Raw genomic sequence first — 19,253 nt, 5'->3', positions numbered from 1 at the left:
GCGGACCTGATCCATGGCATCCAGGACCGCCTGCCGGTTGGAATGCGCGCGCTCCCAGGCCTCGATCACCGTGAGCTGGAACGAGGACAGGCCAGGTGGACGCTGCTGGATCTCCGTGACACCGAGCTGGCTGAAACCAAATCGGCAGACGGCGGCCCGGACGGGTTCATCTTCGACCTAGTGCGCCGCGGTCGGACACGCGTCAGGGGGCCCGGCTGGTACCGGGCCCCCTGACTTTGGTAGCGGGGACAGGATTTGAACCTGCGACCTCTGGGTTATGAGCCCAGCGAGCTACCGAGCTGCTCCACCCCGCGTCGGTGGCGCCACTCTACACGGGGGTTTTGGAGGCCGGCCGAGGACGTCAGCTGTAGGTTCCGGGTCCGCGTCAGCAGTGTCGGTCGATCTCTAGCAGTCGGCTAGCAATCTTCCGGGTCGCGTTAGCAGCACCTGTCGTGGGTGGTGGTCAGTCCCGAGAAGTTCTCGGTCATCCGGCCCTCTTGTGTCCTGGGCGGCTTCCTACGGTCAGCTGTGGTCACCAAGCGTACAAGCGTGAGGGCTGGCAGTCAGGAGTCTGCGACGGCTTTGATCCGGTACGAGGACGACTCGGTACGCAGCGTGGAGTTCAGCCGGCTGCGCCGGGGCAGTTTCGACGGGTCCGTGCCGTGGCGGCGGGTCAGGTCGGCGGCGAAGGGGCACAAGCATCATCCCGGCGAGGTACGCGTCGGCGACGACGCGTGGGCTGGTGGTCTACGAGAGCCGTCTGGAGCTGGCTCGGCTGCTGCTGGCGGACTTCGATCCGCAGGTGGTCGGGATTTTTGCCCAGCCGTGCCGGCTGCGGGCGCGGGTGAGTGGGCGGTGGCGGCTGCACGTGCCGGATTTCCTGCTGGTGCTGGGGGACGGCAACGTGCGCGTGGTCAACGTGAAGCCGGCCGACCACCTTCTTGATTCGGAGATCGTGGAGGCTCTGGCCTGGCCCGGGGACCTGGTGGAGGGCACGGCTGGCAGTACGAGATCTGGTCGGGGGCGGATCCGGTTCTGCTGGCGAACGTGCGGTTCCTGGCCGCCTACCGGCGGGCCGGGGTGGTGCCGGACGAGGACATCGCGCAGGTCTGGGAGGCGGTGCAGGACGGGGATCCTCTCACGGTCGCCGAACGGCGCCTGGCGGCTGGCCGACCGGTTGAGGACGTGAGGCCCGCCGTCCTCGCGCTGGTGTGGTCGGGGCGGCTCTCGGTCGACCTGAGCCGCCGGATCGACGGTGACTCGGTGCTGCGGAGGGCGGCATGAGTAACTGGACGGTTCCGTTGCGGGCGGGACTCGCCCTGAGTTTCCCGGGTGGGCCGTTCACGGTGTCCGAGGTGCGAGGCCGCGAAGTCCTGCTCCATCAGTCCGGGCCCGGCGGGGTGCTGTGGAGGCTGGTCGACGTGGCCGGCCTGCTGGCGGACCCGACGACCAGCTCCTGGGCGGGTTGCCGGACGAGGAGGAGTCCACGGCCGTCGCCCTGGGGCTGCTCGACCGGCCCGAGGAGGACGAGGTCACCCAGCGCTTCGAGCACGTCCAGGAAGTCCTCTGCGGCTACCGGCTGGGCTCGCAGGAGCTGGCACAGGAGGGCGAGCCGCGGCCGGACTACGCCCCGTGCGTCCCGGTGGTGCACCGCTACCTGGCCTAGGCCCGCGAGTTGGGGGTCGGCGAGAGAACCGTCTGGCTGTGGGTCACGAAGGTGAAGAAGTCCGGTCCGGCGGGCTTGATCCGCACGAGCAAGCTGCGACGGAACGCGCAGGACAGGGTGGATCACCACCGCCCTCGCCTGGGCGCTCAGGTCACGGCTGGGGCGATCGCAAGGCACCGGCGATGACGGTGGTCACCATCTTGCGGATGGCGGCGGTCTGCGGCGGGGCGCTTGTCCGGTCGGCGAACAGCAGGTGGCCGGCCCCGACGAGGGTGGGGGCGAATGTGTCGATGTCGGCGTCACCGGCCAGACGCCCCAGCTCCCGCTCGGCGGTGAGGTATGCGGCGATCATGGCGGTGCCTTGCACGGCCAGTGGGATGCCGGTCAGACCGGCCTCGCGCAGCCGAGCACGGAGGCCGTCACGGAAGGTGATGAGCGCGACGATCGCCACCGTGACCGGCCCGAACAGGTCCTGCAGCGCGTCGGCGAGATTGTCCACCACGCTCCCGGTGCCGGCTGCCGCGCGCAGAGTCGTGGTCCGGTCCTCGATGCCGCGGACGCGGTCAAGGACCAGTTCCGCCAGGAAAGCGTCGAAGTCGGCGAAGTGCCGGTGCAGCACACCCTTGGCGCAGTTCGCTTCCTCCGTGACCGCCCGGCTGGTCAACGCGTCGGGTCCGTCCCGAAGCAGGACGCGCTCGGCAGCTTCGAACAACTGGCCGCGCACGTTGTGGATGTGCACCCCTGACGGCATTGTCTCCCTTTCCGCGCCGCCCCGCCTTAACAAGTGGGCAACCGCCCATTAGTGTGGGCGCATGCCCACTTTATCGCAGGGACAGCCGGACACGTCCGGCCCCGAGCCCCACCGCCACCGGCAGACGGCCGAGTCGTTCGGCGTGGACGCCAAACGCTACGACCGCGCCCGACCGCCGTATCCCCAGGCTCTGGTGGACAGGGTCGTCGCGGCAAGCCCCGGCCGGCACATCCTCGACGTCGGAGCCGGAACCGGTATCGAAGCCCGGCAGTTCCAGGCGGCCGGCTGCACGGTGCTCGGCGTCGAGCCCGACGAGCGGATGGCCGCCTTCGCACGACGCAGCCGCATCGAGGTCGAGGTCGCCAGGTTCGAGGACTGGCAGCCGGCCGGGCGGCAGTTCGACGCGGTCATCGCCGGCACCGCCTGGCACTGGGTGGACCCCGTCGCCGGCGCGGCCAAGGCGGCCCAGGTGCTCCGGCCCGGCGGCCGACTCGCCCCCTTCCACCACGTCCCCCAACTCCCGGCCGAGGTGATCGACGCCCTCGCCGAAGCACTCCAACGGGTCGCCCCCGATTCCCCGTTCAACCCCGGCCTGCTCAGAGGATCGGCCGTGGACGCCTACCAGCCGCTGTTCGCGAAAATCGCCGACGGGATCCGGCAGACCGGCAGCTTCAGCGAGCCGGAACAGTGGCGCTACGCCTGGGAGCGCACCTACTCCCGAGAGGAGTGGCTCGACCAGCTCCCCACCTTCGGCGGCCTCACCCAACTCCCCGCAGACAAAATGGCGGAGGTCCTGGACAGCGCCGGGACCGCGATCGACAAGCTCGGCGGCCACGCCACCATGTCCTACACATCCGTCGTGATCACCGCGGCCCGCTCCCATACGGCCTGACCACCGCAAACGCCGGGCGTCGCCGGGCACGAGCAGACTCATGAGCCCGGCGACGCCCCCCGGGGGAAGCGGGAAAGGTTCTCCGGCTTGTTGCACCGGACCTGAGCCCAACGGTCCGTCCTGGCGGCCACACGATTGCTGGAGATCAGCCGATCGGCCCGCTGCTGATGCAACATGGAATCCGGAGTTTCAGCAGGACCCGCTGCCAACGGAGCGGCTCAACCTGCATCAGCCGCGGACGATGTTCTCGGCCTGGGGACCCTTCTGGCCCTGGGTGACGTCGAACGTGACCTGCTCGCCCTCGACCAGCTCGCGGTACCCGTTGCCGGAGATGTTCGAGTAGTGAGCGAAGACATCCGGTCCACCGCCGTCCTGGGCGATGAAACCGAAACCCTTCTCGGAGTTGAACCACTTCACGGTGCCGCTGGCCATACTGCTTCCTTCGATCTTGCCGGGTGAATAGCTGGGGCTTCCGCTGTGGGAAGGCCTCCGGCGTCCCTTCTACCCCGATCAGGGCTCCGTCATACGATCACCCGTCCACAAGTCGGACTCGGTCCGATCCAAGCGTGGCGCGGCCCGGCGCAGGACACTGAGCGGATAGGACTCGGCGCTGTGACGCAGGGATGTTCAGAGAGCGAACCCGGTCACCTGCGGTTCTCACAGCGTCGCTCCTGCAGCCTCGCTCCGGTGCACCTGTCCGCTTGCCCGACCCTGCGGCCCTCTCGGACGTCAGGCGGCGCTGAACTCGTGGGCAGGCCCGCCGCGCAACCCACTGCGGATCGTCCAGGATGGCCTCTGGATGCGCGACGCTGGCGCCTTGGAGGAACACGACCAGGTCGTGGTCGCTGTAGGCAGCGCCGAGGATGGCGTGCCGGCCGCTGCTGTGCACGGAGACCTCCAGCCGCCCGAGATGGAGGGCCGGTGCACGACGATCGGCGCGCCGGTCACGCTTCCAGCCTGCCCGGACCAGTTCGATGGGCAAGTCGGCCCAGGCCTGTCAGGGAGTGGCGCCGGTCCAGCCGAAGCGGGCCGCACATCGACCGGGCTGCAAACAGGTCGGTAGACGAAGGCGCCGGCGGACGCGGAGGTAGCGCGGCCTGCCCCTATCCCCCGGCATACACAATCTTCGGAAATCAGCACAAAGACGTGTGATCCACATATATGGCAGACATTCGGGTGAAGGAAGGGCTTCATAAGAGCCGTGGGTCGGCGTCTGAGGAGAGTTACTGATGAGTGAGTCCTTGCCTGACGGGGGCGGAAGACTGCAGCAGGCCGCGGAGACAGCCAAGGAGGAGACGTCGGCGACGGCCGATCAGGCCAAGCAGGCTGCGGGCCAAGTGACGACTACGGCTGTCGAGCAGGCAGGCCCGGCGCTGCCTGCCCGGACCCGAAACGCGTGAGTGGCGTGCGCCGGGCTCTGTGGGCGCGGCAGCGTGGACGACGCTGTATGCCGGGGTTCCTGTGGCGTGTCATCAGATACCAGTGTGGTCGCTGATGCAAGGGGGGTGTTTTTGCACGCACCTTTGCCTATGCCTGGAAATATCTGGGGGAAATGATGGCCGAATTGTCGTCAGGCCGGTATGGACAGGATTCCGGCGCGGTGCGGGGGTGTTCTAGCGTGATGGTGCAGCCAGTTCTCTCGCGGTCATCGGCCACCCAGAAAAGGCCGAATGATCCACCGACCGGAGGAGGGACATGCGCGCGCAGTCATCGGCCCTTACAAGAGGACTCACTCTCGCCGCCGGGCTCACTCTCGTCCTCGCGGCCTGCAGCAGCGGAGGCGGAGGCGGAGGCTCCACCAAGAGCAGCTCACCCGGGTTGGGATCCTGCTCGGCACAGGGCAGCGCCAACACCTGCAACTCTGGTGCCACCAAGCGGGGCGGCACATTCACCTATGTACTGGAGAAGAACATCCAGCAGTGGAACATCCAGGACACCAACGGCAACACCTTCGAAAATGGCGAGGCCATCGAGGTGGTCCTGCCGATGGTCTTCGTTCCGCAGCCCGACTTCACGGTCAAACTCAACACAGACCTGGTGACCTCGGCGACCCAGACCAGCACCAGCCCGCAGACGTTCGTCTACAAGATCAACCCGAAGGCGTCGTGGAACGACGGCACACCGATCACGGCCGACGACTTCGTCTACTACTGGCGCACCAACAACGGCAAGGACTGCCCGCCGCCCCCGGCCAGCGACAGCACGCAGACCAAGGGCTGCCTGCCGCAGAGCACAGCGGGCTACGACCGCATCAAGTCGGTCACCGGCTCCGACAGCGGCAGGACGGTCACCGTGGTCATGGCCAAGCCCTTCTCGGACTGGAAATCACTCTTCGGCGCCGGCTACCCGCTCTACCCGGCACACGTCGCCGAGAAGACCTCCGGCGCCGCGGCCGGCGACGCCGCCCACATGTCCGCCGCCCAGATGGCCAAGGGCTGGCAGTATTTCCAGAACAACCCGCCTACGAAGTACGCGACGGCAGGGCCGTACAAGATGCAGCAGTGGGTGGACAACGACCACGCCACCTTCGTCCCCGACCCCAAGTGGTGGGGCACGACCAAGCCGACGCTGGACCGGCTGATCTTCAAGGTGATCACGGACGCCACCCAGGAGCCGGTCGCCCTGAAGAACAACGAGGTCCAGGGCATCTACCCGCAGCCCGAGGTCGACCTGGTCAACCAGGTCAAGGACATCCCGAAGGTCACCTACAGCATCGGCAACGGGCTGACCTGGGAGCACTTCGATCTCAACCTCCACAACCCGGTCATCGGCAAGTACAAGGCGCTCCGCCTGGCGATGTTCACGGCGATCGACATCAAGGACATCATGTCCAAGACGGTCGGCCAGTTCGACCCGAAGGTGAAGCCGCTCGGCAACCACAACTTCGTCCCCGGACAGGCCGGCTACCAGGACCTCGTCAGCGGCACCGGGCAAGGTGCGGGCGACCTCGCCAAGGCGAAGAAGTACCTGACCGACGCCAGGTTCACCGGAGTGGGAACAGCGCTGAAGACCCCGGACGGCAAGTCCGTGGGCCCCTTCAACTGCCGCTACACCACCGGCAACCAGATCCGTCAGAGCGAGTGCCAGATCCTGCAGAGTGCCCTCGGTGACCTGGGCATCAAGATCACGATCAAGCCGATCGGCGCGGCCGACCTCGGCACGGTGCTGGCCGGGCACAAGTACGACATCGTCGTCTTCGCCTGGGTCGCCTCACCCTTCCCGAGCGCCAACGCCCAGCAGACCTGGGTCACGGGCGGCGGCGGCAACTACGGCGGCTACAGCAACAAGACGGTCGACTCCCTCATCGCGCAGGCCATCGGTGAGACGGACGCGGCGAAGGCCGCCTCGCTCCTCAACCAGGCCGACAAGATCATGGTGGGCGACGCCTACGTTCTGCCGTTGTACCAGAAGCCGACATTCCTCGCCGTGCAGTCACGCTTCGTCAACATGCGGAACAACGCCACGAACGTCGGACCGCCGTACAACGTCGCCGAGTGGGGCCTGAGGAAGTAGACCCCGCAACCACCTCGTCGAACGCCCGGTCCCGGTGACACCGGGACCGGACCTCGCCACGGACGGCTCGCCCTGCCCGTGGCCCAGAGAGAAGTCCGCATGCTCGCCTACACCGTGCGCCGCATCCTCGTTTCCATCCCGGTCCTCATCGTGTCGACGTTCGTCGTGTTCCTGGTGGTCATCAACTCCGGCGACCCGGTGGCCAACTTCGCCACCTCGCGGCAGCCCGCGCCCAGCCCGGCCGCTGTCGCCGCCTTCGCCCGGCACATCCACGCCGACCAGCCGGCCGTGGAGCGGTACTGGAACTGGATCACCGGAGTGCTGCACGGCGACTTCGGCCCGTCCGTACAGACCAACCTCGACATCGGGCACGATCTGTTCACCCGCTTCCGGGTCACCGTCACCCTGGTCGCCACCGCCATGATCATCGCCCTGGTGCTTGCCGTACTGTTCGGCGTGTTCAGCGCGATCCGCCAGTACTCCGCCGCCGACTACATCATCACTTTCCTCGGCTTTCTGTTCTTGTCCATGCCGGTGTTCTGGTTCGCCGTACTGCTCAAGCAGGCGGGGATCTGGTTCAACGAGAAGACCGGAAGTCAATTTCTCGGCACCATCGGCGAGCAGTCGCCGTACCTCGACGTCGATACCGCCTGGAACCAGTTCACCGACCGCATCGGCCACCTCGTCCTGCCCACCATCACCCTCGCCCTGGTGTCCTTCGCGTCCTGGACCCGCTACACCCGCGCCTCGATGCTGGAAGTACTCAACAGCGACTACGTACGCCTGGCCAGGGCGAAGGGGCTGCGCCGCGGCGCCGTGATGGCACGGCATGCCCTGCGCACCGCCCTCATCCCCCTAACCACCGTCACCGCGCTCGACATCGCGATCATTCTCGGCGGAGCGGTGATCACAGAAACGATCTTCCAGTGGCACGGCATGGGCGAGATGCTGGTCCAGTCGGCGACAACGCTCGACGTCTACCGGACCATGGCCTGGCTGCTGCTGTCGGCTGTCGTCGTCATCGGGTTCAACCTCGTCGCGGACCTTCTGTACGCCGTGCTCGACCCGAGGATCCGCTATGACTGACATCCAGGCACCCGGATCCTCCGGCACCGAGGCACCGCGCACCGAGTACGAGTTCACCGTACGGCAGCGCAGCCAGACCCAGCTGATCCTGCGCCGCTTCCTGCGCCACCGGGCCGCCGTGGTGAGCCTGGTGGTGTTCGTCCTGATCGTGCTGTGGGCGTTCATCGGCCCGCACCTGTGGCACTACTCGTACCAGAAGTACACCCCCGACAACTCGCAACCGCCGTCCGGGAAGCATCCGTTCGGCACCGACTCCTCCGGGTACGACGCTTACGCACAGGTCATGCGCGGCACCCAGACCTCGGTGAAGATCGCCCTCATGATCGCGCTGGGGTCCACCCTGGTCGGCGCAGTCTGGGGCGCCATCGCGGGCTTCTACCGCGGCCTCGTCGACGCCGTCATGATGCGCATCGCCGATCTCTTCCTGACCCTGCCGCTGTTCGCCATCGCCCTGGTCATCGCCTCGCACAGCGGCGGCTCCTGGTACTGGATCGCCATTGTCGTCGCCGGGCTGACCTGGGCCTATGTATCCCGAGTGGTGCGCTCCACTGTACTGTCGCTGCGGGAGAAGGAGTTCGTGGAGGCTGCGAAGGCGCTCGGCGCCTCCGACACGTGGATCATCTTCCGGCATCTGCTGCCCAACGCGCTCGGCCCCATCATCGTCAACGCGACCGTACTGGTGGCCACCGGCATCCTGACCGAGACCGCCCTGTCGTTCCTCGGCTTCGGCGTACAGCCACCCGACACCTCCCTCGGGCTCCTGGTCTCTCAGGCCCGCACCGCGGTCGACACCCGGCCCTGGCTCTTCTACATCCCCGGCGCGTTCATCATCGCCGTCGCCCTGACCATCAACTTCATCGGCGACGGACTGCGCGACGCCTTCGACCCTCGGCAGCAGAGGGTGCGCCAGTGACCGCGGCCAGCGACAGGAACGAGACCGGCGCGGTCCTCGCGGTGGACGATCTCACCGTGGAGTTCCCCACCGAGGACGGCATCGTCCGGGCCGTCCGGGGCGTCAGCTACCGCCTCGAGCGGCGGGAGTCGCTGGGCATCGTCGGCGAGTCCGGCTCCGGCAAGTCCGTCACCGCGCTCGCGGTGATGGGGCTGCTGCCGGCCACCGCACGGGTGCGCGGCTCGGTACGGTTCGAAGACACCGAGTTGCTCGCGCTGTCCGACGCGCGGCTGTCCGACTTCCGCGGCAGCGGCCTCGCGATGATCTTCCAGGACCCGATGACCTCCCTCAACCCGGTCTACTCCGCCGGCTACCAGATCGTCGAGACCCTGCGACGCCACCAGCCGGACATGACGGCACGTGCCGCGCGCGAGCGGGCCGTCGAACTGCTCGGCACGGTCGGCATCCCCAGCCCCGAGCGGCGCGTCGACGCCTATCCGCACGAACTGTCGGGCGGCATGCGCCAACGTGTCGTCATCGCCATCGCCATGGCCAACGCCCCGGACGTGATCATCGCCGACGAGCCGACCACTGCCCTGGACGTCACCGTCCAGGCGCAGATCCTCGATGCCCTGGAGACCGCCCGTGCCGAGACCGGCGCGGCCCTGATTCTCATCACGCACGACCTGGGCGTGGTCGCCGGCCACGCCGACCGGGTCGCGGTGATGTATGCGGGACGGATCATCGAGACCGGCTCGGTCGAGGACATCTTCTACACCCCGCGCATGCCCTACACCCTCGGCCTCCTCGGCTCCCTGCCCCGCCTGGACCGCGAGGAAGAACGCCTCACCCCCATCACGGGCTCCCCGCCCTCCCTTCTGAACCTGCCTCCCGGCTGTCCCTTCGCCCCCCGCTGCCCCATGCGCCGGAACGTGTGCGACGAGACTGAACCGCCACTGCGCCCCGCAGGCCGTTCCACCCACCTCAGCGCCTGCCACTTCGCCGAGGAACTCGTCAACACCGGCGCCGGCGAGATCTTCGAAACGGCGGGCGCCGACATCGACGCCCTGACCCGGTTCGCCGACACCGCCCAGAGCCCGGAGGAGGGCACCGCATGAACGCGCCCGCACCGGCCCCCGCCACCCTGCCCCCGCTGCCCGGCCACGGCGGCACCGGCGAGCCGATCCTGCAGGTCCGGGACCTCGTCAAGCACTTCCCGGTCATGTCCCGCGGCATCGTCCGCCACCGGCTCGGCGACGTGCACGCGGTGTGCGGGGTCTCCTTCGACCTGTACGAGAACGAGACCCTCGGCCTGGTAGGGGAGTCAGGATCGGGCAAGACGACCGTCGCGCGCACGATCATGGGCCTGGAGTCCGCCACCTCCGGCCAGGTCCGCTACCGCGGCCGCGAACTCACCCACCTGAGCAGGCGCCGTATGCGGCCGCTGCGCAGCGAGCTGCAGATCGTCTTCCAGGACCCGTACGCCTCCCTCGACCCGCGCCTGTCCGTCCATGAGATCGTCGCCGAACCCCTGCGCATACACGGCCGCTACGGCCCCGGGGCCAAGGACGAGGTCCGTGAACTGCTGCGCCTGGTCGGCCTCAACCCCGAGCACGGCAACCGCTACGCGCACGAGTTCTCCGGCGGGCAGCGCCAGCGCATCGGCATCGCCCGGGCCCTGGCGCTGCACCCGAAAGTGATAGTGCTCGACGAACCGGTCTCGGCGCTGGACGTGTCGATCCAGGCGGGCGTCCTGAACCTGCTGATGGATTTGCAGAGCGAACTCGGTTTGTCGTTCTTGTTCGTGGCGCACGACCTGTCGGTGATGCGGCACGTGGCCGGGCGGGTGGCGGTCATGTACCTGGGCCGCCTGGTGGAAACAGCCCCCGCCCGTCGTCTGTTCGCCCGCCCCGCCCACCCCTACACCCAGGCCCTGGTCTCCGCCATCCCGCTGCCCGACCCACGCAAGGAACGAGCCCGGAAACGCATCGTGATCCAGGGTGACGTCCCCAGCCCGGTGAACCCGCCGAGCGGCTGCCGCTTCCGCACCCGCTGCCCCAAGTTCGCGAACGAACTCACCGACAGCCAACGCACCGCCTGCATCGAACAGGTCCCCGCTCTGACCGACCGCGGCGGCGGAAACCCGGTCGCCTGCCACTACGCGCAGAGCGTGGAGCTGCTGTGATCTCTTTGGGTCGGCCGCTCGGTGGGCGGCCGCCTTGGAGGAGGCACAGGAGGGACGCTGGGTTCGTGATGCCGTGGAGCGGCCGGTGGTGGCCGGGCATCATGGCCGCGACCAATGCCAGTTCCTGGGCTGGGCCAAGGGTCCTGACCCACGACGCCCCACCGGCCCCGCGGACCCCACACGACGCCCCGCACATCGCGCTCGCGCGCGCCGGGCGTGAGCCGGCGGGCGATCTCGGCGTATCGAGGAGCGGCGGCCGGGCACCGCCAAAGCCGCTGTCGGGGCGACAGCCGCATGGTAGGGCTGTCCATGCGGCTGTCGCGTCCCGCGGCAGTGTGGGCGGAGCTCTACGGCGTGGCGGTCTGTGTCGGCAGCAGCACCTCCAGGTCGTCGAACTGGGAGGTCGTGTAGGAGGCAAGGCCCAGGCCGACCTGGCCGTGGTCGTAAGTGCCGTCAGTGACGTGGGCGACCTCGGTCCCGTCGACGTGGGCCGTGATCGTGTCGCCGAGAAGCCCAGCGTGAGCCGGTGCCAGGTGTTCGCCGCGGCGGTGGGCAGGCTGCCGTTCGCCAGGACGTGAGTGGTCCTGTCCGGGGCGATGACCGCGAGCGACCAGGTACCGGAGTCGGACAGCTTCAGATATCCACCGGCTCCGCTGCTGCCGGAGGTGACCTGCGGCGCGGTGGAGCAGGGCGCGACCTGGAAGGCGCCCTCCATGTCGGAGAAGTACCGCGGTGTGGCCGCAGTAATGACGGATCTTCACCGAGGGGATCGCGCCTAGCCGAACGCACGAGGATCACCCGGCGAACAGCCGCTGCTCACGTGTCTCAAGACGGTCGTGCACGCGCGGCCAGAACGCGGCGAGCGGTGATGACGGGCACGGCAGGACGCGTTGGCGGGACGGATATCAGACGGAGGCCACGTTGGTGATCGCGCCGGCCCCCGGCGGACGCGGCGGGCGGCCTGCTGGGACACGGTGGAGAGTGCCGTGGATGTCGATGCGGCCGACGGTGACCACCGCTCTGGTCTCTGGAATCCGGTGCGTCGCGGCGATTACCGTCGCGCCGCCGAGCGAGTGCCCGATCAGCAGGGAGGGCCTCGGCGGCCGGCCCGCCTCCGGGGAACGGCAGGCCGGCCGCCGCGCTGGACGCGACGTCAGAGCGACGCGGGTTTGCGGTGGGCGGTGGATGTCAGGTGGTCGTCGACGTCAGATACGTCAGGTACGCCCCACCTTCGCACCCAGGGATCTCGCGCAGGGTCCAGCGGCCCTCGACGGTCGAGGAGGAGAAGTTCGACTCGGCGTCGTCGTTCTCCACCTCGCCCTCCTTGAGGGAGAAACCGGCGGCGGGCAGCTCCTTCTGCAGGAAGGTCAAAGTGGCGTCGAAACCGCCCCGCACCACGGTTGAGACGATCAGGCGGTCGCCGCTGCGCTGCTCCACCGAGGTCACGGCGGCGCCTTCGGGCACCGGCACATTGCTCGGGAAGTTCGCCGGCCACGGCAACGAGGAACCGGAGGGGCAACCGGAGGGGGCCGTGCCAGCGTCGTTCGCCGTCCGCTGTGAGGCGCCGGTGGACTCCGTTCCGGTAGTGCTGCCCGCACATCCGGTGAGGACCACCGTGACGAGGAGGGCGCCGGTCAGCAGCGCGACCGGGAGGAAGGGCTTCACTTACTGGTCTCCTCCGTGCTTCGGGCTGGGCTTCTTGTGCCTGCCGCTGACCACGGCGTCGTACGCGCCGTAGAGCGTGTTGCCGGCGGACTGGCGGCTGATGGTGGCCAGGGCGTCGTAGTTCTGTGCGCCGTCGGCGGCGCAGGCGCCGGTGCAGCCGTCGGCGTAGGCCACCAGCACCCTGCCCTGGGCGTCGATGGTGATGTCGTTGAAGTCGAGCAGGTTGCGGTCTTGGCCGCAGGTGGTGCCGCCGGTGCAGATCGAGCCCTTCTGGACCGGGTCGGTGGGAGTGGCGTCGACCGTGACCCAGGACCGGCCGCCGTCGTAGGTGGTGGCCACGTACAGGTGCCATATCCCGTGGAAGTTCTGCGCGTCCTGGTAGTTGCCACCGGTGGTGGTTCCCAGGAAGGCGAAGGCGGCGCGGTTGTCGTCGCCCGCAGCCACCTCGGGGAAAACCATGTTCTTGATACCGAGGGACGCGCCGACGTTCTGGTCGTACAGCCAGGTCTCGCCCTTGTCGTGGCTGACCGCGATGTGCGCGGTGCCGTCGCTGTTCTGGTAACCCATGTAGACGGTGCCACCGGCGCCGATGCCCACGCTGGGGTCCGAGTCACCGGGCGTGCTCACGGGGTTTTTGCGAATCGCCCAGGTCAGGCCGTTGTCCTCGGAGACAGCCACGGCCTGGTTGCCGCCACAGCCCTTGTTGGGCACGTACACGGTACCGTCGGGCGCGACCTTGACGTGCCCGTGCAGACCGCCGCAGTCCAGCAGGGAGTACATCGGCACGGCGGGACCGTAGGTCAGGCCGCCGTCACGGCTGACAGCGCACGAGGCGTCGGCGATGTCCTGCGAGCAGTAGTAGACGGCGTGAGGGTAGGACGTCAGAGCACCCACCGCACCGGGGGCGAAGGGGCCGCCGCCGATGGTCTGGTGGTCCACGCCGGAGTTGATGCCCGAGCCGGACGTCGGCGTCCAGGATTCACCGTCGTCGTCGGTGTAGCAGGTCAGGGCGGTTTTGCCGGCCAGCTGCGACTCGAAGGTGCGGTGCGTCACCGGGTCGGTGAACAGGATCGGGTCCAGGCTGGTGACGCTTCCCTGGGGGCAGCCGCTGGCCGCGTTGGCGCTCTTGTCCTGCCAGGTGGCGGCGCCTGCGTCGTCGTAGGTGACCTTCAGCGTCGATGTGTACGCCTGGAACATCGCGGCGCCGGTGGCACGGTCGACGCCGAGGGATGGCTCGCCCGCGTCGTGCGCGTCCGCGATGCTGTCGGGGGCGGAGGACGTGCCGTACGTCGGCGGAGTCGCTGTGCTCGGCGGCGGGTTGACCGGATCGGCGACGAGGCTCGCGGTGCCGCTGAAGCTCTGGCCGAGGGGCGCGTACGGCACCACCCGCACGGTGTAGGAGCCCGTGACCGCCGGAAGCAGCACGGTCTCGGGGTCGCTCGTGGACGCCGCGGCGGCGATCTCCCTGCCGTCCGGGTCGAGGACATAGAGGTCGAAGTCGGCCGCGGAGTCGGGCCATTCGACGTCTATCCGAAGATGGTGATCGGCGTCGTAGCCCGACGGCACGGTCACCCTGAGGGCGTAGTCGTCACAGGGCTGGGCGTCACCGCAGGCGACAGGTCCCGTGGTGCCGGAGACATTGGGAACGGCGAAGGGGCCGGCGCTCCACGTGGTGGTGGGCGCCGAGTCGCTGATCGAGCCGGAGACCGGGGTGGCGGCGTCGACGGGCGCTGTCGAGACGCTGCCGGCGATCAGCGCGAGCAGGCCGATGGTGACGTGCCGCCCAGATCGCGGGGGGCGGCGAAGGCGGAGTGGTGCAAGCAGGGCCACAGCAACCTCGTGGGTTCGTGAGTCGGATGGGGACGGGCCACTCGGGTACGGACTTCCGACGCGGCCATGCGCTCACCTCTGGTCCCGGAGGACGGGGGTGACATCGTTGAGGAGCCGGTGGGCTTCGGCCCGCGGAGGCAAGGCCGGCAGGCGCCGACCGCGGCGGGCAGGCTCCCACCTGGCCGGCCAGTCCGCCGGGACCATCAGCGTGGGTGCGCTGACCGCTGCCCCGCAGGCGCAGAGGCGGCACTGGTCGAACTGTTCGTGACGCCACCCGGACACCCTTCGACGAGCAAGTCGGTCACCTGCTTAACGGGGACGGCGGGCGTGTCCGTCGCGGAAGAAGAAATCAGTTACCGACTGGCAGTGAGCCACGGATCGCCAGGAGGCCGGCCGACGGCGGGCCGGACACCGAGGGAACGGCGGGCAGGCCTGAGCCGACGGGCACCTTGGGAGTCGGTGGCACGGCGATCGCCGCTGCGCCGCCGAGCGGCACGGGCACGGCCGGCACCTGCCCTGTGAGGGACGCGGCTGGTGCCGGAGGGGGCTCAGCCGTCTGCGGAACCGGAACCGTCAGCGGAAGCGTTGGTTTCCCGGGAATCTCCGCGATGGTCACGGAGTAGAGCCCGGGCGGTGTCGCCCGCCAATCGGCGGTAACCGTGTCCCAGGGGAGGCCGTCTCGGCGGCGGCGCTACGGCGGCGCGGGCCGATGACCGGCTCCGCGGCCGCCCGGGCCGGTCCCGGCGGACCGTCGTGGAGGCGGCTTCGGATGCTGTGGCTGCCCACGGCGGACGCGGGCGGTGGCTGCGTTCGTCGCGCGCCGCACCGGTCAGGACGGCCCGATGGCCGGCCCGCAACAAGCCCCCCTTCCAGCGTCCGGAGTGCTCACCCTGCGGGATGCCATCCGTTCCACTGAAAGTCGCGCCTTTCGGTATGGGGCGTCACCCCCACGGCAACTGATGGTCCGTACATCACATCGGCGAACGGAGACACCTCGTGCGCATGACGGACATCCAGCACTGTGAGGTCCGGCCCGGACGACTCGTGGAGTGGACGCTCGATCCGGCCGCCGCCGCGACGGTGAAGGGCCTCCCGCAGGACTCCCGGCCCCCGGCCTATATCCAGGAGTCGCACATCAGGGCCTCCCGGTCCGTGCGTGAGGACGGATTGTTCGTACCCACCTGGATCGGCGTAAGTTTCGATCTCCCCGGCCGGACGGACCTGGACGTCCTCCAGGACGCCCTGCACGCCTGGACACTGCGGCACGAGACACTGCGCAGCGGCTTCACCTGGTCCGGGCCGCCCGACGACGAGATGGTCCGGTTCACGCTCGACAGCGAGGACGTGCGCCTGCACCGGGAGGACATCGGCGACTTCACGGACGAGACGGCGCTGGCCGTGCACCTCCAGAACCGGTTCGACATCGTGGCGGACGCACTCCGGTGGCCCAACTTCATCTACACGGCGGTCTTCCGGGACGACAGCACCAGCGTGTACATGGCCTTCGACCACAGCAACGTCGACGCCTACTCGCTCCAGAACATTCCCGCCGCCCTCCACGAACTCTGTGCGGCGGTCGCGGCGGGCCGCTCCCCGAAGCAGCAACCCGGCGCCAGCTACGTCGACTTCTGCCAAACCGAACGGGCGGACGCGGACAACGTCGACGACGGCCATGACACGGTGGCCCGCTGGCGGGAGTTCATCAAGAACTGCGACGGGCATCTGCCGAACTTCCCCGTCGATCTCGGCCTGGACCCCGACGGGGGACTGCCCCCGCAGAAGGTGCTGTGCGGGCCGCTTGTGGACGCCGACGACGCCGCCGCGTTCGAGGCATACTGCCGCCCCTACGGCGGCAGTCTGGTCGGCATGTTGGCGGCCACCGCGCTCATCGTCCATGAGATCGCCGGGGAACCCGTCTTCCGCACCGTCGTACCGTTCCACACCCGGGCGACGTCCCAGTGGTCGGACTCCGTGGGCTGGTACGTCGGCGGGGCACCGGTCGAGATCCAGCTGGCGAAGCTCCGCGACTTCGACGGAGCTCTGGAGAACGCACGCACCGCACTGCGCGAAAATCGGCGGCTGGCCCGCACCCCCCTCGAGCGGGTGTTGCGACTGCTCGGAACGGACTTCCGCCCCACCTCTCCCGACCTGTACTCCCTGGTGTCCTTCCTCGACGCCCGCTACATCCCCGGCTCCGAGCGGTGGGCCGAGCTGAAGGCCTACGGACTGGTCAGGGTGTCGTACGGCGACCGGGTCTGCGTCTGGGTCAACAGACTCCACGAGGGGCTGTGGTTCGCATGCCGCTATCCGGACACCGACATCGCGCACAAGAACCTGTCCCTGTACGCGAGCCGGCTGCAGGAGGTGATCACCAGCGTCGCGCGGAAGGGCTAGCTTGATCTTTACAAGCCATCTCAATTGGTGAGCAGATGCCGGGAAATGGCTTGGTTGGACTGGTGCAGCAGGGGTTGAAATCCGACGTGGAGAGCACCTGTACACCGGCACATCAAGCGGTGGAGAGCGAAGACGCACAGACCCCGGCTCAGCTGCTGGCCAAGGGAGGGACCCCGATGCGGGACGCCACAACATGACTCTCCTTACGCACGCCGTTGATGCGGAAGGCGATGGCGTCTTGCAGAGCGGCAGTCAGCTGACTGTGCACACCACCGCAGTGCTCCTGGCCTTCGCCGCTGATCCGCAGCTCCCGGGTCCCCACGCGCAAACGCCCATGGACCTCGCCGTTCACTACCGCCACGACCTGGCAGTCGAGCTGTTGCAGCGGCACATCAGCGGGTGCGGCGGCGCAGGCAGATGAGGGTGCAGGCGACGCTGGTGAAGGTCAGGAAGTGGCTCGCTTTGCGTTCGTAGCGCTGGTGCAGGCGTCGGCAGCCGGCGAGCCAGGCCATGGTGCGTTCGACGGTCCAGCGGTGCCGGCCCAGCCGCTGGCTGGACTCCCTTCCCTTGGGTGCGATCCCTGGATCTTCGAACCGTACTTGCCCCGATCCACAGGGTTCGGGCCCGTCAGCTCCCCCGTACTCATCGAAGGTCCGCGAGGCGAGTGAGGCGATCGTCGGCGCGGTCACCGGCTCACTGGCCGCTCCGCGGACGTTGCTGCTCGGCAAGTTCGACGACGAAGGCCGCCTGCAGTACGTGGGCCGCACCACGTGGGCCGCACCACCAACCTCGTCCGCCAGGCGGGCGCTGCGGTTGCCGGCCTGCTCGTGGCCGGGCGGCGCGGGCACCCGTGGACGGGATGGTCGTTCTCCGTCGGGTGGGGCAGCCGGGAGCAGCTGGCCGTGACGCTGGTGGAACCCGAGCTGGTGGTGGAAGTCGGCGTCGACGTCGCCCGTGACGCCTCCGGCCGGTGGCGGCATCCCGCGCGCTGGCACCGTGCCCGCCCGGAACTCTCCCCCGCGTTGCGACGGTGCCCGCCCCGTGGCAGCAAACGTGATCCACCGAAACGACCGCGCCTCCAGGGGCGCTGGACAGTGGTGTTGGCAAACGTACGACGACGCTACCGGCGGTGAACCCGGGCTTGATCATGGCTCAGATCCCGTGAGATTCGATGTTGACGGCAGCGGCAGCGAGGCAGGCCCTCGGCAGCCGGGTATAGCGGGCGGACGGTCACCGCAGGTGGCCGCCTGCCGCACCGTTTGGTCCCCCGCCAGTTCATGCAGCGCCAGCGCCGCAGCCGGCATGCGCAGGGTGCGGCGCGTCGATCCTGTGGCGTGGCCGGTGCGCTCAGTCCCACGCCGCGGGCTTGGAGGCGACGTCGATCCCAGTCCACGACCTTTCCGGCATGGGCGGAGTCGGCCCACACGATGGTGATCTCGGGGTGCATCAGCCGGAGGCGGAAGAGGACTTCCTTGGGCAGGGCCCGCCATTTGCAGCCGGTGTCGACGACGTAGCGGATCGTGTCGACGATCCCGCGGCGGGGGTGCTTCTCCGGCCGGCCGCCGGTGCGCCTCTCGCAGGCGGGTGCGGGCAGCAGCGGTTCGATCAGAGCAGAGCTGTCAGTACTGATTCTTGGGCTTCTTCGGCCTGGTCGTGGAGCCTTTGCGGGCCACTCAGGTCACGGGAGGAGGGACTGCACGGTTTAGTGGTTCGAGATCCCCGTGCAGGGCGGCATGGAGTGCGGCTGCGAGTTCGCGTGCTCGGCTTTCGCTCGGCACGCCGTGCATCATGAAGTAGACGGGGCCTGCGTAGGCGTCCAAGCCGACCTCATGGTTGCGCGCCAGGCGGGTGATCGCGGCCCGGACAGCGTTGTTCACGGTGTCGTCGACGGAGTGTCCAGGGCCGGCGGTGAGCGTGTCCGCCTTCACGGTCCAACGGGGACCGTCCGATTCGATAGCGACGAACACAGCGCGATGCGCCATGGCCTGCCTGTATGCCTCGTGGAAAGCGTCGGTGCCACTGGCGTTGGGGATGAGGTGAGCGGGGCAAGGAATGGGCAGCGGCTCCATGAGAGGATTGTGCAAGAGGTCGGGCACCGTCACGTCGGTTGACACTCGAAGACCGCCTGGGTGCCCTTTCGACCCGCACTCGTGCCGCTGCGTGCCGACCTTGCCGTGGACTGTGGTGTGGCCGGTGGCCGGGGTAACGGTGCCATCTCCAGCTGCTGTACCTCGGTGACGTCCCCAGCTGCTGCGGCCGAACCATCCGCAGGCAGCGCCGGAGAAGTAGCGTTTCTGCTACATCTGTGGATGCAGCAGTTGTGGCTGATGCCGTAGTCGAAGATGTTGCCGGAAGCCGCGGCTCAAGCGCCGGTTGGAC

14 protein-coding genes, 1 tRNA gene and 3 pseudogenes are annotated in these 19,253 nt (G+C 68.7%); 10 read left to right on the top strand and 8 right to left on the bottom strand.

Features of this window, described 5'->3' with window-relative positions; all coding sequences use genetic code 11:
- Window positions 1-237: 237 nt before the first annotated feature.
- Window positions 238-314, bottom strand: a tRNA-Met gene (locus ACF1GV_RS31305).
- A gap of 428 nt (window positions 315-742) precedes the next feature.
- Between ACF1GV_RS31305 and ACF1GV_RS31300 the strand changes: the two are divergent.
- From ACF1GV_RS31300 to ACF1GV_RS31290, 3 genes and pseudogenes are all read left to right on the top strand, one after another.
- Window positions 743-931: pseudogene (locus ACF1GV_RS31300) on the top strand (hypothetical protein); the annotation flags it as partial.
- Window positions 932-1,047: 116 nt separating this feature from the next.
- Window positions 1,048-1,284 (top strand): hypothetical protein, encoded by a 237-nt coding sequence (locus tag ACF1GV_RS31295; RefSeq protein ID WP_391687347.1) that lies wholly within the window; start codon window positions 1,048-1,050, stop codon window positions 1,282-1,284.
- Between the two features lie 181 nt (window positions 1,285-1,465).
- Window positions 1,466-1,666: a hypothetical protein gene (locus ACF1GV_RS31290; RefSeq protein WP_391687247.1), complete on the top strand. Its 201-nt coding sequence runs from the start codon at window positions 1,466-1,468 to the stop codon at window positions 1,664-1,666.
- A gap of 151 nt (window positions 1,667-1,817) precedes the next feature.
- Here the strand turns inward: ACF1GV_RS31290 and ACF1GV_RS31285 are convergent, their stop codons facing one another.
- On the bottom strand, window positions 1,818-2,405 hold the full coding sequence (locus ACF1GV_RS31285) for a TetR/AcrR family transcriptional regulator (RefSeq protein ID WP_391687244.1): 588 nt from the start codon (window positions 2,403-2,405) through the stop codon (window positions 1,818-1,820).
- A 73-nt stretch (window positions 2,406-2,478) separates the two neighbouring features.
- Between ACF1GV_RS31285 and ACF1GV_RS31280 the strand changes: the two genes are divergently transcribed.
- Window positions 2,479-3,309: a class I SAM-dependent methyltransferase gene (locus tag ACF1GV_RS31280; RefSeq protein WP_391687241.1), complete on the top strand. Its 831-nt coding sequence runs from the start codon at window positions 2,479-2,481 to the stop codon at window positions 3,307-3,309.
- Window positions 3,310-3,537: 228 nt separating this feature from the next.
- Here ACF1GV_RS31280 and ACF1GV_RS31275 read toward each other — a convergent pair whose 3' ends face one another.
- Window positions 3,538-3,741, bottom strand: coding sequence for a cold-shock protein (locus ACF1GV_RS31275; RefSeq protein ID WP_307039491.1), 204 nt, complete (start codon window positions 3,739-3,741; stop codon window positions 3,538-3,540).
- Between the two features lie 1,386 nt (window positions 3,742-5,127).
- Between ACF1GV_RS31275 and ACF1GV_RS31270 the strand changes: the two genes are divergently transcribed.
- The 5 genes from ACF1GV_RS31270 (at window position 5,128) to ACF1GV_RS31250 (ending at window position 10,985) form a co-directional block, all read left to right on the top strand.
- Window positions 5,128-6,822 (top strand): ABC transporter family substrate-binding protein, encoded by a 1,695-nt coding sequence (locus ACF1GV_RS31270; RefSeq protein ID WP_391687238.1) that lies wholly within the window; start codon window positions 5,128-5,130, stop codon window positions 6,820-6,822.
- A 99-nt stretch (window positions 6,823-6,921) separates the two neighbouring features.
- Window positions 6,922-7,908: an ABC transporter permease gene (locus ACF1GV_RS31265; RefSeq protein ID WP_391687236.1), complete on the top strand. Its 987-nt coding sequence runs from the start codon at window positions 6,922-6,924 to the stop codon at window positions 7,906-7,908.
- A complete protein-coding gene (locus ACF1GV_RS31260) occupies window positions 7,901-8,821 on the top strand; it encodes an ABC transporter permease (protein ID WP_391687233.1) in 921 nt (306 codons plus the stop codon). The genes ACF1GV_RS31265 and ACF1GV_RS31260 overlap by 8 nt, the downstream gene beginning before the upstream one ends.
- On the top strand, window positions 8,818-9,918 hold the full coding sequence (locus ACF1GV_RS31255; protein ID WP_391687230.1) for an ABC transporter ATP-binding protein: 1,101 nt from the start codon (window positions 8,818-8,820) through the stop codon (window positions 9,916-9,918). Before ACF1GV_RS31260 ends, ACF1GV_RS31255 begins: the two co-directional genes overlap by 4 nt.
- On the top strand, window positions 9,915-10,985 hold the full coding sequence (locus ACF1GV_RS31250; RefSeq protein ID WP_391687227.1) for an ABC transporter ATP-binding protein: 1,071 nt from the start codon (window positions 9,915-9,917) through the stop codon (window positions 10,983-10,985). The genes ACF1GV_RS31255 and ACF1GV_RS31250 overlap by 4 nt, the downstream gene beginning before the upstream one ends.
- Window positions 10,986-12,173: 1,188 nt before the next feature.
- Here the strand turns inward: ACF1GV_RS31250 and ACF1GV_RS31245 are convergent.
- A complete protein-coding gene (locus tag ACF1GV_RS31245; protein ID WP_391687224.1) occupies window positions 12,174-12,650 on the bottom strand; it encodes a hypothetical protein in 477 nt (158 codons plus the stop codon).
- Window positions 12,651-14,480 (bottom strand): hypothetical protein, encoded by a 1,830-nt coding sequence (locus tag ACF1GV_RS31240; protein ID WP_391687222.1) that lies wholly within the window; start codon window positions 14,478-14,480, stop codon window positions 12,651-12,653. It abuts the gene before it with no gap.
- Between the two features lie 996 nt (window positions 14,481-15,476).
- On the opposite strand from ACF1GV_RS31240, the gene ACF1GV_RS31235 reads away from it, so the two are divergent.
- Window positions 15,477-16,874 carry a condensation domain-containing protein gene (locus tag ACF1GV_RS31235; protein WP_391687219.1) on the top strand — a complete coding sequence of 466 codons (1,398 nt, stop codon included), beginning with the start codon at window positions 15,477-15,479 and terminating at the stop codon, window positions 16,872-16,874.
- A gap of 392 nt (window positions 16,875-17,266) precedes the next feature.
- On the opposite strand, the pseudogene ACF1GV_RS31230 reads toward ACF1GV_RS31235, so the two are convergent.
- The 3 genes and pseudogenes from ACF1GV_RS31230 to ACF1GV_RS31220 form a co-directional block, all read right to left on the bottom strand.
- Window positions 17,267-17,458, bottom strand: a pseudogene (locus ACF1GV_RS31230) (transposase); the annotation flags it as partial.
- Between the two features lie 686 nt (window positions 17,459-18,144).
- Window positions 18,145-18,504: pseudogene (locus tag ACF1GV_RS31225) on the bottom strand (transposase); the annotation flags it as partial.
- 43 nt (window positions 18,505-18,547) lie between these two features.
- Window positions 18,548-18,943, bottom strand: a complete 396-nt coding sequence (locus tag ACF1GV_RS31220; protein ID WP_391687216.1) for a hypothetical protein — start codon at window positions 18,941-18,943, stop codon at window positions 18,548-18,550.
- Window positions 18,944-19,253: the final 310 nt, after the last annotated feature.

The organism is Streptomyces sp. NPDC014006 (assembly GCF_043088925.1).
Taxonomy (GTDB): domain Bacteria; phylum Actinomycetota; class Actinomycetes; order Streptomycetales; family Streptomycetaceae; genus Streptomyces.
This window is presented reverse-complemented; position numbering and strand designations above follow the sequence as displayed.

Excerpts from the sequence above, each read along its gene's own strand:
- ACF1GV_RS31280 (WP_391687241.1), top strand. The coding sequence starts at position 2,479 with ATGCCCACTTTATCGCAGGGACAGCCGGACACGTCCGGCCCCGAGCCC.
- ACF1GV_RS31250 (WP_391687227.1), top strand. The coding sequence starts at position 9,915 with ATGAACGCGCCCGCACCGGCCCCCGCCACCCTGCCCCCGCTGCCCGGC.
- ACF1GV_RS31260 (WP_391687233.1), top strand. The coding sequence starts at position 7,901 with ATGACTGACATCCAGGCACCCGGATCCTCCGGCACCGAGGCACCGCGC.
- ACF1GV_RS31220 (WP_391687216.1), bottom strand. The coding sequence starts at position 18,943 with ATGGAGCCGCTGCCCATTCCTTGCCCCGCTCACCTCATCCCCAACGCC.
- ACF1GV_RS31275 (WP_307039491.1), bottom strand. The coding sequence starts at position 3,741 with ATGGCCAGCGGCACCGTGAAGTGGTTCAACTCCGAGAAGGGTTTCGGT.
- ACF1GV_RS31265 (WP_391687236.1), top strand. The coding sequence starts at position 6,922 with ATGCTCGCCTACACCGTGCGCCGCATCCTCGTTTCCATCCCGGTCCTC.